The sequence below is a fragment of the Roseisolibacter agri genome, assembly GCF_030159095.1.
In the GTDB taxonomy this organism is placed as follows: Bacteria; Gemmatimonadota; Gemmatimonadetes; order Gemmatimonadales; family Gemmatimonadaceae; genus Roseisolibacter; species Roseisolibacter agri.
The window spans coordinates 369535-385501 of the sequence record NZ_BRXS01000004.1; the positions used below are offsets into that span (position 1 = coordinate 369535).

The following is a 15967-nucleotide window of genomic DNA, read 5'->3' on the forward strand; positions in this document are numbered from 1 at the left end:
GGCAGCCGTAGGGGGCATGTCCGTTGCACCCCTCCGGAGCGTCCGGCCTTCCGTGGCTCCGCCGCCACGCATGCCGTCCTCACGCTCTCGCCGCACCTTCGATCATGACCGCTCCCGACCAGATCACGCCTGACGACCAGCCTGCCGCGACGACGACCGACGCGGAGGCCGGCACCCGCGCCGACGCGGAGGCCGCCGTCGGCACCGACGACCTCGCGCGCCAGCTGGAGGAGCAGCGCGATCGGTACCTGCGCCTGGCCGCGGAGTACGACAACCATCGCCGGCGCTCGCAGCGCGAGCGCGCCGAGGCGGGCGGGAAGGCGCAGGCCGACCTCGTGAAGCACCTCGTCGACGCGCTCGACGACCTCGCGCGCTTCGCGCACGTCGATCCCGCGACCACGGACGCGACGACGATCGTCGAGGGCGTGGCGATGGTCGAGCGGAAGCTGCTCAAGACGCTCGGCAACGCCGGGCTGCAGATCGTCGATCCGGTGGACCAGCCGTTCGATCCCGCGCTGCACGAGGCGCTCGGCACCGAGCCCGCGCAGAGCCGCGATGCCGACCACCTGGTCGCGCGCGTCTACCAGCCGGGGTACGTGTTCGCCGGCCAGCTGCTGCGACCCGCGCGCGTCGTCGTGCGTCAGTACAACGGCTGACCGCGCGCCGTCAGCCGCACCCGCGTCCGACCGCACCTCCCGCCTCTCCTCTCCCTCCCGCCGCCACGCATGCCGCAGGGCAAGGACTACTACGCCGTGCTCGGGGTGACGCCCACGGCCACGCAGGACGAGATCAAGAAGCAGTACCGGCGTCTGGCGAAGCAGTACCACCCGGACGCCAACAAGGACGATCCGAAGGCGTCCGATCGCTTCAAGGAGATCTCCGAGGCGTACGGCGTCGTGGGCGACGCGGAGAAGCGGAAGCAGTACGACGACATGCGCCGGCTCGGCGCGTTCACGAACTTCGGCGGCGGCGCGCGCCCCGGTGCGCAGCGCCCCGGTGCGAGCGGCCCCGCCGGCGCGCCGGGCGCGGGCGGCGCGGGCTTCGACTTCTCGAACATCGACGTCGGCGGCATCGGCGGCTTCGGCGACATCTTCAGCACGCTGTTCGGCGGCGGCGCGCGCCCGGGCGCGCGTGGCGCGCCGGAGGCGGGGCAGTCGCTCGAGGTCACCATCGAGATCCCGTTCCGCACCGCGGCGCTGGGCGGCAAGGTGCCCGTGGAGCTCGAGGTCACCGAGGAGTGCGGCACCTGCCGCGGCAGCGGCGGCGCGCCCGGCGCGTCGATGAAGCAGTGCCCCGAGTGCAGCGGCCGCGGGACGATCTCGTTCGGCCAGGGCGGCTTCGCCGTCAACCGGCCGTGCCCGATGTGCCTCGGCCGCGGGCAGATCCCCTCGGAGCCGTGCCCGACGTGCAAGGGCGCGGGCCAGGTGCGCACGCGCAAGAAGGTGCTCGTCACCGTGCCCGAGGGCGCGGACACGGGCACGCGCCTGCGCCTGAAGGGGCAGGGCGGGAAGGGCCCGCACGGCGGGCCGCCGGGCGACCTCGTGATCAACTTCGCCGTCACGCCCGACCGCTTCTTCAAGCGCGAGGGGCTCGACGTCATCGCCACCGTGCCGCTCAACGTCGCGCAGGCCACGCTCGGCTCGAAGATCAGCGTGAAGACGCTCGACGGGAAGAAGGCGACCGTGCGCATCCCGGCCGGCACCGCGAGCGGCCGCCGCTTCCGCATCCGGGGGCAGGGCATCCCGAAGGGCGAGCATCGCGGCGACATGATCGTCGAGACGACGATCACCGTGCCCGAGTCGCTGAGCGACGAGCAGCGCGCGCTGATGGAGAAGTTCGCGGAGGCGGCGAACCTCCGGCACTGAGCGCCGCGGCGCCGAACGCGCCGAACGCGCCGTGAACTCCCGGGCGGTGTGCTCGTCCTGAGGAGGGCTCACTCCTTCTCGGGAACATGCACGCGCACTCGTTAGACACCGCACGACCGAACGTCCTCCGCTCGCTTCGCACGCTCGCCTGCGCCGCCATGTCGGCGCTCGCGGCGTGCACCGATCCCGCGTCCGCACCCGCCGCGCCACTCGCGGTTTCGGTCACGCCCGCCACGATCACGTGCGCGGCGGGGCGCTCGGTCACCATCCGCGCGACCGTCACCGGCGGCGATGCGACGCCGGGCCACGCGACGCCGAAGGTGGCGTTCGCCGCGGCCGACGGTCACACGACGGTCGCGAACGGCAGTGGCGGCACCGCGGAGGTGCGGTGCTCCAGCCGCGGATCCGGATCGGTCGTCGCGTGGGCCGTGGACGGCTGGCGGCACACGATCGTCCGCGTGCCGGTGGTGGTGGCGCCACGGCCCACGAGCATCGTGCTCTTCGCGACGCCCAAGATGCTGGCGGACTTCGAGAACCCGCGGCCGGGCGTCGCCGCGTTCCTGCGGCACTACGAGGCGCTGACGGCGCGCGCGTCCGAGGTCGTGGTGATCTTCGCCGTCGGCAACAGCGAGCACATGCTGATGTACCGCGGGCCGCGCTTCGCCGACGACTCGGTGATGTGGGCGCGCTACACGAACGGGAAGGACGTCCCCGCGTTCGACCGCAAGCTGCGCTTCCGGCAGATCGCGGGGATCGTGCGTGCGTTCCGCGAGGAGGGCGCGGCGCAGGGCCTCACGGTGAAGGTGTTCGACCAGATCGATCCCGGGCCGGAGATGGCCTGGGAGTACTGGAAGTACACGCGCCATCCGGAGTGCATGGACCTGCGCTTCGACAGCTTCGACATCCGCGGGCGGCTGCGCCCCGACTCGCTGACGTACGCGAGCGCGCCCGACGGCGCGCCGGCGGGGAAGCTGTGCGGGGAGTTCATCGTCGACCAGGCGGCCGCGTACCTGCGCGACCTCGGCTTCGACGGCATCCTGTACGGCAACCAGTTCGGCACGCGCGGCAAGTGGGAGCCGGGGCGTGGCCCGGGCTACAGCGCGGCCGAGGCGGCGGCGATCCAGTCGTTCCTCGACTACTCGCGCCGCGCGTTCGGAGCGCGCGAGATCATGTGGTTCGACTCCTACAACAACGTCGACGTCGAGCGCACCACGTTCAGCTTCCCCGCGACCGGATACCAGGCGTTCGACTACCTGATGGCGTCGGGCTTCTGCGTCATCACCGACACGCCGCGCTACCTCGACAACCTGAAGAGCAAGCTGACGCTCGTGCCCGGGCCGCGCATCCTCGCGACGCTGGACTACGTGGACCCGTGGTACACCTACGCCTCGATGCGCGACTTCCCGGACGAGTCGCGGCGTCTGGAGGACATCGCGGTGCAGTACCGCGATCGGATCGACGGGCTGGTGTTCTTCGCGAACGGTCCCGACGGCGCACCGGTGCCGCGCGGCACGATCGACGCGTTCGCGGCGCGCTTCTACGGCAACTAGGCCGCGAGCACGGGCAGTGCGAGCCGCTGTCCCACCGCGGCGTCGATGAAGCCGCCGCCGAGGAGCTGCGCGCCGTCGTAGAACACCGCGGACTGGCCGGGCGTGATCGCGGCCACCGGCTCCTGCAGCGCGACCTCGACGAGGTCGCCCGCCGCGCGCACCAGCTCCGCGGCGACGGCGCGCGCGCGGTGCCGCACCTGCACGTCGAGCATCGTGCCGACGGCGGGTGCGTCGACCAGCCAGTTCACGCCGCGCGCGACGAGCCCGCGGCCCAGCAGCTGCTCGCGCGGGCCGATGACGACCGCGCGCTCGGCGGGGCGGATCGCGACGACGTACATGGGCTCCGCGAAGCCGCCCGGCAGCCCGCGCCGCTGGCCGATGGTGAAGCGCGCATGTCCGTCGTGCTCGCCGACCACGCGGCCGTTCGCCGTGACGATCGGACCGCGCGACAGCGATGGCGCGTCGGCGCCGAGGCGCTGGCGGATGATCTTCGTGTGGTCGCCGTCGGGAACGAAGCAGATGTCCTGGCTCTCGACCTTCTCGGAGACGACCGCGAGGCCCAGGCGCCGCGCCATCGCGCGCGTCTCGGCCTTCGTGCCGTCGCCGACGGGCAGCAGCATGCGCGACACGACCGCGCGGTCGACGCCCCACAGGAAGTACGTCTGGTCCTTCGACAGGTCCTGGCCGCGCAGCAGCCGGCCGTCCTGCACGCGCGCGTAGTGGCCCGTCGCGATCCACCGCGCGTCGATCGCGTCCGCCTTGCGCAGCAGGTCGCGGAACTTCGTGAACGTGTTGCAGCGCACGCACGGGATCGGCGTGCGCCCGCGCGCGTACTCCTGCACGAAGTCGTCGACGACGTCGGCGCCGAACCGGTCCTCGAGGTTCAGCACGTAGTGCGGCACGCCGAGCTGCTGGCACACACGCCGCGCGTCGTCGATCGAGTCGAGCGAGCAGCACGGGCGGTCGGGGACCTCCTCGCCGTAGCAGAACAGCTTCATCGTCGCGCCGACGACGTCGTAGCCCTGCTCGACCAGCAGCGCGGCGGCGACCGAGGAGTCCACGCCGCCGCTCATCGCCACCAGCACGCGCTCGGGCGTGCCCGCGGGCGAAGTCACCTGCGTGCTCACCACTCCGACGTCGCGCTGGCCGCGGCGCGCGCGCGCTCGACCAGGCGCGGGAAGACCGTTGCGACGCGCTCGATCTGCTCGGGCGTCGAGAGGCAGCCGAAGCTGAGGCGGATCGCGCCCGACGCGAGGTCGGGCGGCACGCCCATCGCCGTCAGCACGTGCGACGGCGCGGCGTTGCCGGTCTGGCACGCGGACCCGCCCGACGCCGCGATCCCCTGGAGATCCAGCGCCATCAGCAGCGACTCGGAGTCGATGCCGGGGATCGAGACGTTGCACACGTGCGGCGCACGCTCGCCGCCGCGGCCGTGGATCACCGCGTCGGGCACCGCGGCCAGCAGGCGCGCCTCGAACGCGTCGCGCAGCTCGCGCAGCCGCGTACACTCGGCGCCGTGCTCGCCCAGCGTCAGCTCGCACGCGACCGCGAGCCCGACGGCGAACGCGACGTTCTCGGTGCCGGGGCGGCGGCCGCGGTCCTGCGCGCCGCCGTAGAGCATCGGCTCCAGCGGCGTGCCGCGGCGGATGAAGATCGCGCCGATCCCCTTGGGCGCGCCGATCTTGTGGCCCGAGATCGTGAGCAGGTCCACCGGCAGCGTCGCGACGTCGATCGGCAGCTTGCCGAACGCCTGCACCGCGTCCGTGTGGAACGTCGCGCCGGCGCCCTTCGCGCGCGCCCCGAGCTCCGCGATCGGCTGCACGACGCCGACCTCGTTGTTGACCCACATCACGGAGCACACGGCGACGTCGTCGCGCAGGGCGGCCGCGTAGGCATCGCGATCGATCTGTCCGTTGCCATCGACCGGGACGATGCGCTCGTCCGCGCCGTCCTCGGCCGCGTGGTGCACCGCCGCCAGGATCGCCTTGTGCTCGATGGGCGACGTGACGATCGCGCGCCGGCCGCTCGCGCGCCGCGCGCGCCACGTGCCGAAGATCGCGAGGTTGTCGCCCTCGGTGCCGCCCGAGGTGAAGCACACCTCATCGGTGTGCGCGCCGAGGCACCGCGCCACGCGCTCGCGCGCCTCGTCGAGCGCCGTCCGGGCCTCGCGCCCCCAGCGGTGCGCGCTCGACGGGTTGCCGAACCGGGGGCCGAGGAACGGCTCCATCGCGGCGCGCACTTCGTCGCGCACCGGCGTGGTGGCGGCGTGATCCAGGTAGATGGGCTCGGGCATGCCGAAAGATACGCCCCCCCGGCGCCTGCGGAATCGCTCGGGGCACTTCGGACGGCGCCCCCTTCCGCGCTGCCGCGACGGGAGTCCATCGTCTGCGCGTGTACGCCACGTGCCTCTTCTGCCACGCCTCCCTCGGCCGCAACGAGGTGCTGGAGGCGTTCCCCGTCGGCCGCCGCCTGGCGTACGACGCCGAGAAGGGCCGCCTGTGGGTCGTCTGCCGACGGTGCGAGCGCTGGAACCTCACCCCGGTCGAGGAGCGCTGGGAGGCCATCGACGCAGCCGAGCGGCTCTATCGGGGCACGCGGCTGCGGGCGGCGACCGACCAGGTGGGCCTGGCCCGCGTCGGCGACGGGCTGGAGCTGGTCCGGATCGGGCGGCCGCTGCGTCCGGAGTTCGCGGCCTGGCGCTACGGCGACCAGTTCGGGCGCCGCCGCACGCGGATGGCGGCGGCGGCCGGCTTCGGCATGCTCGGCGTCGGCGCGCTGATCGCCGGCGGGGTGGCGGCCGGCGTCGGTATCGGCGCCTTCGTCTGGCTGGGAGCGCAGACGGCCCAGCGCCTGGTGCGCGGCAACCCGGACGCCGTCGTGGCGCGCGTCCCGTACCTGCCCGATCACCCGGTCGTGGTGACGCGGCGGATGCTGGCGGAGACGCGCATCGTCGACGCGGCCGACGGCGCCCTGGGGCTCGAGGTGCGCGCGAACCGTGCGCGCTGGTACTTCGAGGGGGACGAGGCGCAGCGCGCGCTCGCCCAGCTCATCCCGGCGGTGAACCGCTTCGGCGGGTCGCCGGACACGGTGCGCGGCGCGGTCGCGCGCATCGAGGAGGCCGGAGGGCCCGAGGGCTACCTCGCGCGGCTGCGCGGCATTGGCGCGCTCACGCGTCTGCCCGCGCGCGAGACGGAGTCGCACTGGTGGGGGAAGGACGAGATCCCGCAGACGGGGCTCTACGCGCTGCGGCCGGTCGACCGGCTGGCCGTCGAGATGGTCGCGCACGAGGAGCGGGAGCGGAGAGCGCTGCTCGACGGCGAGCTGGCGTCGCTGGAGCGCGCGTGGCGCGAGGCCGAGGAGATCGCCGCCATCGCCGACGGCCTGCTGGAGCCGCAGGGACTTGGCGCGCGGATCGCCGCGCTGCGCGGCCGCTAGCCGTCGGCGACGAGCACCGCGCGCGCCGGCGCGCCGTCCAGCCCCTCGACGCGCAGCGGCGGCGCGATCAGCTCGTAGCGGCCGGCGGGCACCTCGCGCAGGTCGAGGTTCTCCAGGTTGAACGCGCCCGCGTCGAACAGCGCGTGATGCGTCGCCAGCGTCTTGCTCTCGCGCGCGTCGATCGACGGCGCGTCCACGCCCAGGAGCCGCAGGCCCAGCGCGGCGAGCGCGCGCACGGCGTCGGGCTCCACCCACGGCCAGCCGGCGGGGAAGTCGCCGCCCGCGATCGTCCGACCCGTGCGCAGCAGCAGCCGCGGCGCGTCGCGCAGCGCGTCGGCCAGCACGATGCCGCTCGCGCGCGCGCTCGCCTCCAGCGTCGCGAGCGAGAGCGCGCCCGGCCCGTCGGGCTCCGCACCCGCCGATACGTCGCCGACGTCGACGACGATCGCCGATCCGATGAAAACCTCGAGCGGCAGCGCGTCCGTCGCCGCCCAGCCGTCGCGCACGTGCAGCGGCGCGTCCGCGTGCGTGCCCACGTGCGGGCTGAGCGTGATCGCCGACAGGTTGATGCTCGCGCCGCTCGCGATGCGGCACGCCCACCCGCAGCTGAACGGGGTGTCGCCCGGCCACACCGGCGTCGTGGCGCCGAGCAGCACGCTCGCGTCGATCAGCCGCCGCACGTCGCGCTCAGGCGCGGCCCGTCGCCGCGCCGTACAGGCGGCTGCGCACCTCCCACAGCACCGGGAAGAAGCGCTGCGTCACGGTCCGCGCGAGGTACTTGGCGCCGAGCGTCCCACCGGTGCCCATCGTGCCGGGGCCGATGATCCGCTCGACCAGCTGCACGTGCGCGAAGCGCCAGCGCGCGAACTGCTGCTCGTACTCCAGCAGCCCCTCCGCCAGCAGGAAGAGCGTCGACGGACCGGGGCCGGTGTACAGCTCGTCCGGCGCGACGCCCGCGTGCTCGAGCAGCGCGAGGAAGAGGTCCTGCAGCGCGGGCTTGCCCAGCTCCGCCTGCACCAGCGCCGGGATCTCGCCATGCTCGCGCAGCACCTGCACGAAGTGCGGATCGCGCAGCCCGCTCGCGGCCTCGATGGCGCGGAACTGCACGCTCTGCGAGCCGCTGGAGCTGCCCAGGTAGCCGCGGAACTGCAGGAAGCGCTGCGGCGGCAGCGTGTCGAGCGCCGAGAGCTGCGCCGAGACGATGCGCGTGAGCGCGTTGAGCCGCTGCACGCGCCAGAGCGCCGACTCCGCCTCGCGCGCGGCCAGGCAGCCGCGCAGCGCCTCCAGCTCGGCCAGCAGCACCTTGAACCACAGCTCGCTCGCCTGGTGCACGACGATGAACAGCAGCTCGTCGGGGTGCTCGGGCGCGCCCTGCTGGCTGCCGCGCGGATGCTGCAGCGCCAGCAGCTGATCGAGCTCGAGGTAGGAGCCGTACGTGACGGGCGTGTCGGTGCTCATCGGACGGTCAGAACGTGGAGACCTGCAGCGTGGTCACGTCGTCGACGCGCATCGTCTCGAGCGTGAGGAACGGCTCGCCGTAGCGCGCGCGGATCAGCGAGCCGTAGTGCGCCGCGTGGTGGCGCACGATGTCGTACAGCGGCTCGCCGTTCGGCATCACCTCGCCGGCCTGGATCGCGCCGTCGAACTGCGAGCCGTAGCAGCGTACCGCCTCCAGCTTGCGCTCGAACTCCTCCGAGACGTCCACCACGAAGGTCGGCTTCACGAAGTCCTCGCGATAGGCGATCGCGTGCAGGAGCTTGCGCGGGCGGTGCGCGGGCAGGCTCGGCGCGAACTTCACGATGCCGGCCAGGAAGCACGCGTCGCGGATCAGCTCCGCAGCCAGCCGGTGGTCGGGATGCCGCCCCACCGGCGACGGGCCGATGACGATCGTCGGCCGCAGGCGCCGCAGCACCTGCACGAGCGCGGCGCGCGTCTCCTGCGTGTTGGAGATGCCGGCGTCGGGCAGCCGCAGGTTCTCGCGCACCGCGAGCCCCAGCACGCGCGCCGCCGCCTCGGCCTCCGCGGCGCGCAGCTCGGCCGAGCCGCGCGTGCCCATCTCGCCCTGGGTCAGGTCGAGGATCCCGGTGCGATGCCCCTGTGCGGCCGCCTTCACCAGCGTCCCGCCGCAGGTCAGCTCGACGTCGTCGCGGTGCGGGCCGATCGCCAGCACGTCCAGCGGCGCGTCCAGCGCCGTCGCGTCGGGGCCGCCTTCCGGAGGTGGTTGCATGGCGCGGAATGTAGACGCCCGCCCCCCGGGATGCGGAGGGCGGGCGTCGGCGGTCGAACGGAGCACGCGGCTATGCGCTCACGGTCCCAGGCTGCCGCAGCGGGCCAGCACCGCGTCGCGCGCCTCGGCCACGCGCAGCGAGGGCTGCGTCGCCTGCCAGAGCGTGCCGTCGTTCGGCGTGTCGTCGGCGACCGCCGGACCGGCGCTCACGTTCGCCGCGGGGCGCACGACCGCGGGCGCGGCCGCGGACGCCACGGCACCGGATGCCGCCGGTTGGCCGCGCACGACGAACGTCTGCGCCAGCACCTTCAGCCCGCGGCCGAGCTTCTTGAACGAGACGGTCAGCATGTCGACGCGGCGCGGATCGGCCGACTGCGGCGCGTCGAGCGCCGTGCTGCGGGCGAACAGCGTCGGCTCGTCGGCCTCCGCGCGCTGCTCGATCACCGGCAGCCCGCGCTCCGCCGCCACCTCGGCCACGCAGCCGAGGAGCGTCGACGGCGTCATCGCGTCGGAGATCGGGCTGATCTTGAACGGACCCGCGCTCCGACACCCGGTACCCGCGAGGGCGGCGACGGCGACGAGAGCGGGCAGGGCGCGACGCAGCTGCGGCGCGCGGCGGGCGAGGGGACGGTGCGACACGATGTCCCTCCGGGACTGCGGAGACGGCGGACGGCGGCGACGCACCAGAGGGGCGCGTCGCGAGGGGGGTCGCGGAACATGCGTATCCGCGCGGAGCATGCGCAAGACGACCCGCCTTCCGGTGCCGTCACCGGCCTGGAGCGTAAGCGAACGGGGCGCCCGCGCATCGCGCGGGCGCCCCGTTCGGCGGCCTCGTGAGTCGGCCGCCGCTACTCGTACCGCAGCGCCTCGACCGGGTCGAGCTTCGCGGCGCGCACCGCCGGCACCATCCCGAACGCGACGCCGGTGAGCGCCGACACCACCAGCGCGCTGATCACCGCCTGCGGCGGCACCGCCGCGGGGATCGACGCGAAGACGTTGCGGATCAGCGCCGCCGCGCCCCAGCCCAGCAGCAGCCCGAGCGCGGCGCCGATGCAGGTCAGCGTCACCGCCTCGACGAGGAACTGGAAGAGGATCGTCCCCTTCGTCGCGCCGAGCGCCTTGCGGACGCCGATCTCGCGCGTGCGCTCGGTCACCGAGATCATCATGATCGCGACCACGCCCACGCCGCCGACCAGCAGGCCGACCGCCGACAGGCTGAGGCCGATGATGAAGAGCGTGCCGAACAGCTTGTCGAACGCCTCCATCATCCGGTCGGAGGTGACGAGCGCGAAGGTGTTGGGCTGCGACGGGCGCAGGCCGCGGCGGCCGCGCAGCGCGGCGGTCACCTCGTCCATGACGTCGGCCTGCACGGTGCCCTCGCGCGGCTTCACCATCATCATCACGCCGCGCGTCCACAGGTTCAGGTGGCGGCGCGCGGTGCCCATCGGCACGATCGCGCGCGGCCGGTCCGGGCCGCGGCCGTCCATCGACTTCAGGAAGCCCGCCGTCGTGTGGTAGACGCCGATGACCGTGAACGGCTCGTCGTCGATCGTGATCTGCTTGCCGATCGGATCGGAGTCGCCGAAGAGGCGCGCCTTGAGCGTGTCGTTGACGATGACGACGCGCGCCGCCGCGTTCTCCTCCTGCGCGCTGAAGTTGCGGCCCGGGGAGATGTCGCCCTTGTCGGTCTCCATCCACTCGGAGCTCAGCGCGTCGTAGCCGACCGACGGCAGCTGCTTGTCGCGGTAGCGGAACGGCTTCTGGTCGCCCCAGATCTCCGTCACCGCCGCCACCGACGGCAGCGCGCGCAGCATCGCCGCCTCGTCGCGCGTCAGCGGCGGGTTGCGGCGCGTCGGGTCGTCCTCGTTGGGGCCGAAGCTGACGTTCAGGGGGCGGCGGCGCACCTGGAACGACGTCGCGCCGAAGGCCTCGACGTCGCTCTGGAAGCTGCGCGTCATGCCGTGCACCGCCGCCGCCATCGCGACGACGACGAACACGCCGATGGCGACGCCGAAGATCGTGAGCGCCGCGCGCACCTTGTTGGCGCGCAGCGCCTCGAGCGCGATGCCGATGCCCTCGACGGTCTGGAGGACGCGGGTGAAGATCGACATCAGGGCCTCACTCGGAGCGCAGGGCGGTGATCGGATCGAGCCGCGCGGCGCGGCTGGCGGGGTACGCGCCGGACACGATGCCGACGCCGGCGCCCACCACCAGCGCGACGGCGATCGACCAGGGCGCGACGCCGGCGGGCAGGAACGGGAAGGCCATCGCGAGCAGCTTCGCCGCGCCCAGGCCGAGCGCGATGCCGATCGCCGCGCCGACGAGGCTCAGCGTCGCCGACTCGACGAGGAACTGGCGCAGGATGTCCTTCCGTCGCGCGCCGAGCGCCTTGCGGATCCCGATCTCGCGCGTCCGCTCGGCCACCGCGACGAGCATGATGTTCATGATCACCATCGAGCCGACGATGAGGCCGATCGCCGGGAGCGCGGTGCCGAACATCAGCATCTTCCCCTTGAGCTCATCGAAGAACTGCAGGGCGGAGTCGGAGGTCTCGAAGGAGAAGTTGTCCTCCTGGCCCGGCCCGAGGTGGCGCCGCGCGCGCATCGCCTCGCGCACGACCTCCTGCAGGTCCTCCAGCATCTCGCGCGTCGGCGCCTGCACGATCAGCCCGTCCACGTCGCCGCGCGGGTTCGTGACGCGGCGCAGCGCGCTGTTGAACGGCGCGATCGCCAGCCGGTCGAGCGAGAAGCCGAACACGTTGCCCTGCTTCTCGATCACGCCGATGACGGTGTACGGCAGCCCGCCGATCCGGATCTCGCGGCCCAGCGGATCGAGGTTCGGGAAGAAGTCGCGCGCGACCTCGTCGCCGATCACGACCACCGAGGAGCCCAGCTCCGCCTCCTGCGGCGTGAAGGCGCGCCCGCTGGACAGGTCGTACTTCTTGATGCGGAAGTAGTCGCCGTCGGTCGCGACCGCGTTCACCTGGCGGCGCCGTGCGTACGGCGTGACCGCGTAGGGCCGGTCCTCGCTGTGGATCGCCGTCTGCGTGCCGGGCGGCAGCGCGTCGCGCATGATCTTCACGTCCGCCGGATAGATGCGCGGCCGCCGCTGGATCCGGCGCCACTCCTCCTCGGAGTAGTCGCCGCCGATGAAGTTGAAGCGGCGCACGGTGAACGTGTTCCCGCCGATCAGCTTCCCGGCGAAGTCGTTCTCCATGTAGTTGCTCATCCCCTGCACGATGGAGATGACGGCGATCAGGAACATGACGCCGATGAGCACGCCGAGCACGGTGAAGAAGCTCTTGAGCTTCTGCACGCGGATCTGCTGCAGCGCGAGCCGGACGGCTTCGAGCAGGGGCATTGGGGGGTGGGGCAGGGAGGAGCCGTGTACTGCGGGGGTACTTCAGGGTGCTGCGTGCTGCGTGTGACGTGCTGCGTGAGAGGCGTCTCGAAGTCGTTCACGCAGCACGCAGCACGCAGCACGCAGCGTCATTCGTATCTCAGCGCATCCACCGGATCCAGCCGCGCCGCGCGGATGGCGGGCAGCATGCCGAACGCGATGCCGGTGAAGGCGCTGGCGACCAGGGCGGCGACGACTGCGGTGGGCGGGACGGCCGCCTCGATGGGCGTCATGTTGCGCATCACGGCCGCGATGCCGGTGCCGAGCACGAGCCCGATCACGGCGCCGATGCCCGTCAGCGTCGCCGCCTCGACGAGGAACTGCCAGAGGATGATCGCCTTCGTGGCGCCCAGCGCCTTGCGCACGCCGATCTCGCGGGTGCGCTCGGTGACCGAGATCATCATGATCGCCACCACGCCCACGCCGCCGACGATCAGCCCCACCGCGGAGAGGACGATCATCACCAGGAAGAAGGCGCCCACGACCTTGTTGTACATCTCGAGGATCTTCTCGGGCGTCGAGATGTGGAAGTTGTTCGCGTCGCCCGGGCGCAGCCGGCGCTCCGTGCGGAGCAGGCCGAGCACCTCGTCCATCGCCACGTCGCGCGTCACGCCGTCGCGCGGCTTGACGGTCATCTGCATCCAGTTCACGCCGACGTCGAGGCGCCGCTTCGCCGTCTCGAAGGGCATGTAGAGGCGCCCCTTCTCGCCCGAGTCGAACGCCGTCGCGATGGGCTCGAACACGCCGATGACGGTGAACTGCTGGCCGCCGAGCCGGATCTCCTTGCCGATCGCGCCGCCGTCGCCGAACAGCCGCTCGCGCAGCTTGCCGTTGATCAGCACCACGGGCGCGGCGGCGTCGTTCTCCGCGGCGGTGAAGTCGCGACCGTCCACCAGCGCGCCGCCCTCCACCTCCAGCCACCCCGGCGTGTAGGCGTTCAGCCCCACGCTCGGCAGGTCGCGGTCGGCGTACTTCACCGGCGTCGACGATCCGATCTGCGACACCACCAGCTTCACGCTCGACAGCCCCTCGATCCCGCGCGCCTGGTCGATGGTGAGCGGCGGGAAGCGGCGCCACGGGCACGAGTCGGCGGAGCCGTTGCAGCTCACCAGCTCCCCCGGCCACTTGGTGACGAAGAAGGTCGTCGGGCCGGCGGCGGCGATCGCCTTGGAGACGCCGCTGTTGATGCCGTGCACCGCGGCCGACATGATCGTGACGACGAACACGCCGACGGCGATGCCGAGGATCGTCAGCCCCGCGCGCACCTTGTTGGCGCGGATCGCGTCGACGGCGATGACGACGCCCTCCAGCAGGGCGAGCAGACGGTCGAGGATGCGCATCGCTCCGGTCACTCCTGGCGCAGCGCCATGATCGGGTCCAGGCGCGCGGCGCGGCTGGCCGGGTATACGCCCGCGAGCACGCCGACGCCGGCGCCGAGGCCCACCGAGACCCATACCGACCACATCGCGATCCCCGTCGGCAGCGGCGTCGTCATCGCGACCAGCCGCGCCAGCCCGATGCCGAGCGCCACGCCCAGCGCGGCGCCGAGCACCGAGAGCGTCGTCGATTCCGCGAGGAACTGGGCGAGGATGTCGCGGCGTCGGGCGCCGAGCGACTTGCGCACGCCGATCTCGCGCGTGCGCTCCGCGACCGCGACCAGCATGATGTTCATGATCACGATCGCGCCCACCACGAGCCCGATCGCCGGCAGCACGATGCCCGCGAGCACGAGGTACTTCTTGATCGACATCCACTGCGTGAGCGCGCTCTGCGAGCTCTCCAGCGCGAAGTCGTCCTTCGCGCCCGGGCGCAGCTTGTGGCGGCGCCGCATCGTCTCGCGCACGATCTCCTGCAGCACCGCCTGCTCGGCGGCGTTCTGGCCCTGCACGACCACGCCGTAGAGGTTCACGCGCGCGTGCGTGATGCGGCGCATGGGCGAGAGGAACGGGCCGAACACCTGGCGGTCGAGGTTCAGCCCGAAGACGGAGCCCTGCTTCTCCAGGATGCCGATCACCTGGAACGGCACGCGCTCGATCAGCAGCTCGCGGCCGATCGGGTCGAGGCCCGGGAAGTACTCGGCCGCGACGCTCTCGCCGATGATCACGACCGGCGCGCCGATCGCGGCTTCCTGCTCGTTGAAGATGCGGCCGCGCGAGACGACCAGGTCCTTGATGCGGAACAGGTCCGTCGTCACCGCCTGCGCGACGACCTGCGGGCCGCCCGCGACGTACCTGGTGGTCGGGTTGACCCAGCGCAGGTCCTGGATCGCCCAACGCGCGCCGGCGGGCAGCGCGTCGCGCACCGCGTACGCGTCCTCGACGGTGATGGGCGGTCGCCGCTGCAGCGCGCGCCACTGCGCCTCCGTCATCTCGCCCATGTTGATGTCGGGCGTCTTGCGCAGCGAGAACGTGTTCACGCCGAGGAACTTGCCGGCGAAGTCCTGCTCCACGTACTGCGCCATCCCGTTGACGACCGAGACGACCGCGATCAGGAACATCACGCCGATCGTCACGCCCAGCAGCGTGAAGAAGCTCTTGAGCTTCTGCACGCGGAGCTGCGTCAGGGCCAGGCGAATGGCTTCGAGGACCGGCATCGGCGGGAGGGCGCGGGGCGGCGATGCGAAAGGCGGGAGGGGTGCGTCGGGGATCCGTACGCACCCCTCCCGCCGCTCGTTTCGCGCGGACTCAGTGCGCCGGCTGGGTCAGGATGCGGCTGGCGAACTGCTCGCGGCGCTCGTCGCTGGCGATCACGCCGTCGCGCAGCACGATCACGCGGCGCGCGTGCGCGGCGATGTCGGGCTCGTGCGTCACCATGACCACCGTCTGGCCCTGGCTGGCGAGCCCCTCGAACACGCGCATGATCTCCTCGGACGTGTTCGAGTCCAGGTTACCCGTGGGCTCGTCGGCGAGGAGGATGGCCGGGTCGTTCACCAGCGCGCGGGCGATCGCGACGCGCTGGCGCTGGCCGCCCGAGAGCTCGTTGGGCCGATGCCCGAGGCGGGCGCCCAGCTGCACCTTCTCCAGCGCCTCCGTCGCGCGGCGCTTCCGCTCCGCCGCCGGCACGCCGGCGTAGACGAGCGGCAGCTCCACGTTCTGCAGCGCGGTGGAGCGGGGCAGCAGGTTGAACGTCTGGAAGACGAAGCCGATCTCGCGGTTGCGCACGTGCGCCAGCGAGTCGTCGCTCATCTGCGAGACGAGCTGCCCGTTGAGCCAGTACTCGCCCGAGTTCGGGGTGTCGAGGCAGCCGATCAGGTTCATCAGCGTCGACTTGCCCGAGCCGGAAGGGCCCATGATGGCCACGTACTCGTTCCGCCGGATGGCGAGGTCCACGCCCCGGAGGGCGCGGACGATCTCGCCGCCCATGTCGTACTCGCGCTTCAGCCCGCGGGTGACGATCACCCACTCCTTGCCCGGCGCCTGGCCCGTCACGCCGACGACGGCCCGCCGCTCGGCGGTGGTGCTGATCGGCGCTTCCGCCTCGGTGTCCTGCTC

The 15967-nt window shown here is 72.7% G+C and carries 15 protein-coding genes; 4 read left to right on the forward strand and 11 right to left on the reverse strand.

Going from position 1 to position 15967, the window contains the following annotated elements; translation table 11 throughout:
- Window positions 1-104: 104 nt before the first annotated feature.
- The 3 genes from rosag_RS13845 (at window position 105) to rosag_RS13855 (ending at window position 3415) form a co-directional block, all read left to right on the forward strand.
- Window positions 105-656: a nucleotide exchange factor GrpE gene (locus rosag_RS13845; protein WP_284350734.1), complete on the forward strand. Its 552-nt coding sequence runs from the start codon at window positions 105-107 to the stop codon at window positions 654-656.
- A gap of 69 nt (window positions 657-725) precedes the next feature.
- Window positions 726-1865 carry a molecular chaperone DnaJ gene (gene dnaJ, locus rosag_RS13850; protein ID WP_284350735.1) on the forward strand — a complete coding sequence of 380 codons (1140 nt, stop codon included), beginning with the start codon at window positions 726-728 and terminating at the stop codon, window positions 1863-1865.
- Window positions 1866-2023: 158 nt separating this feature from the next.
- Window positions 2024-3415: a hypothetical protein gene (locus rosag_RS13855; protein WP_284350736.1), complete on the forward strand. Its 1392-nt coding sequence runs from the start codon at window positions 2024-2026 to the stop codon at window positions 3413-3415.
- Here the strand turns inward: rosag_RS13855 and mnmA are convergent.
- Window positions 3412-4542, reverse strand: a complete 1131-nt coding sequence (gene mnmA / locus rosag_RS13860) for a tRNA 2-thiouridine(34) synthase MnmA (protein ID WP_284350737.1) — start codon at window positions 4540-4542, stop codon at window positions 3412-3414. The genes rosag_RS13855 and mnmA overlap by 4 nt on opposite strands.
- Window positions 4539-5708 (reverse strand): cysteine desulfurase family protein, encoded by a 1170-nt coding sequence (locus rosag_RS13865; RefSeq protein ID WP_284350738.1) that lies wholly within the window; start codon window positions 5706-5708, stop codon window positions 4539-4541. Before rosag_RS13865 ends, mnmA begins: the two co-directional genes overlap by 4 nt.
- A gap of 98 nt (window positions 5709-5806) precedes the next feature.
- Between rosag_RS13865 and rosag_RS13870 the strand changes: the two genes are divergently transcribed.
- Window positions 5807-6850 (forward strand): hypothetical protein, encoded by a 1044-nt coding sequence (locus rosag_RS13870; protein ID WP_284350739.1) that lies wholly within the window; start codon window positions 5807-5809, stop codon window positions 6848-6850.
- Here the strand turns inward: rosag_RS13870 and rosag_RS13875 are convergent.
- The 9 genes from rosag_RS13875 to rosag_RS13915 all read right to left on the reverse strand — a co-directional run bounded on the left by rosag_RS13875 (window position 6847) and on the right by rosag_RS13915 (window position 15940).
- Entirely contained in the window at window positions 6847-7530 is a 684-nt protein-coding gene (locus rosag_RS13875) for a cyclase family protein (protein ID WP_284350740.1), read from the reverse strand. The two genes, rosag_RS13870 and rosag_RS13875, sit on opposite strands and share 4 nt — an antisense overlap.
- A 7-nt stretch (window positions 7531-7537) precedes the next feature.
- Complete coding sequence (locus rosag_RS13880) at window positions 7538-8308, reverse strand: tryptophan 2,3-dioxygenase family protein (RefSeq protein WP_284350741.1); 771 nt, start codon at window positions 8306-8308, stop codon at window positions 7538-7540.
- Between the two features lie 7 nt (window positions 8309-8315).
- A complete protein-coding gene (gene bshB1, locus rosag_RS13885; protein WP_284350742.1) occupies window positions 8316-9077 on the reverse strand; it encodes a bacillithiol biosynthesis deacetylase BshB1 in 762 nt (253 codons plus the stop codon).
- A 78-nt stretch (window positions 9078-9155) separates the two neighbouring features.
- Window positions 9156-9716 (reverse strand): hypothetical protein, encoded by a 561-nt coding sequence (locus rosag_RS13890; RefSeq protein WP_284350743.1) that lies wholly within the window; start codon window positions 9714-9716, stop codon window positions 9156-9158.
- A 209-nt stretch (window positions 9717-9925) separates the two neighbouring features.
- Window positions 9926-11188: an ABC transporter permease gene (locus tag rosag_RS13895; RefSeq protein ID WP_284350744.1), complete on the reverse strand. Its 1263-nt coding sequence runs from the start codon at window positions 11186-11188 to the stop codon at window positions 9926-9928.
- A 7-nt stretch (window positions 11189-11195) separates the two neighbouring features.
- Window positions 11196-12437, reverse strand: a complete 1242-nt coding sequence (locus tag rosag_RS13900; protein WP_284350745.1) for an ABC transporter permease — start codon at window positions 12435-12437, stop codon at window positions 11196-11198.
- Between the two features lie 128 nt (window positions 12438-12565).
- Window positions 12566-13816, reverse strand: a complete 1251-nt coding sequence (locus rosag_RS13905) for an ABC transporter permease (protein WP_284350746.1) — start codon at window positions 13814-13816, stop codon at window positions 12566-12568.
- Window positions 13817-13824: 8 nt separating this feature from the next.
- Window positions 13825-15069, reverse strand: coding sequence for an ABC transporter permease (locus tag rosag_RS13910; protein ID WP_284350747.1), 1245 nt, complete (start codon window positions 15067-15069; stop codon window positions 13825-13827).
- A 91-nt stretch (window positions 15070-15160) separates the two neighbouring features.
- The gene (locus rosag_RS13915) at window positions 15161-15940 is read right to left on the reverse strand and encodes an ABC transporter ATP-binding protein (protein WP_425607511.1); all 780 of its coding nucleotides are present in this window, start codon (window positions 15938-15940) and stop codon (window positions 15161-15163) included.
- Window positions 15941-15967: the final 27 nt, after the last annotated feature.

Coding starts and splice junctions, on each gene's coding strand:
- rosag_RS13845 (WP_284350734.1), top strand. CDS start 105: ATGACCGCTCCCGACCAGATCACGCCTGACGACCAGCCTGCCGCGACG.
- dnaJ (WP_284350735.1), top strand. CDS start 726: ATGCCGCAGGGCAAGGACTACTACGCCGTGCTCGGGGTGACGCCCACG.
- rosag_RS13855 (WP_284350736.1), top strand. CDS start 2,024: ATGTCGGCGCTCGCGGCGTGCACCGATCCCGCGTCCGCACCCGCCGCG.
- rosag_RS13865 (WP_284350738.1), bottom strand. CDS start 5,708: ATGCCCGAGCCCATCTACCTGGATCACGCCGCCACCACGCCGGTGCGC.
- rosag_RS13880 (WP_284350741.1), bottom strand. CDS start 8,308: ATGAGCACCGACACGCCCGTCACGTACGGCTCCTACCTCGAGCTCGAT.
- bshB1 (WP_284350742.1), bottom strand. CDS start 9,077: ATGCAACCACCTCCGGAAGGCGGCCCCGACGCGACGGCGCTGGACGCG.
- rosag_RS13895 (WP_284350744.1), bottom strand. CDS start 11,188: ATGTCGATCTTCACCCGCGTCCTCCAGACCGTCGAGGGCATCGGCATC.
- rosag_RS13900 (WP_284350745.1), bottom strand. CDS start 12,437: ATGCCCCTGCTCGAAGCCGTCCGGCTCGCGCTGCAGCAGATCCGCGTG.
- rosag_RS13905 (WP_284350746.1), bottom strand. CDS start 13,816: ATGCGCATCCTCGACCGTCTGCTCGCCCTGCTGGAGGGCGTCGTCATC.
- rosag_RS13910 (WP_284350747.1), bottom strand. CDS start 15,069: ATGCCGGTCCTCGAAGCCATTCGCCTGGCCCTGACGCAGCTCCGCGTG.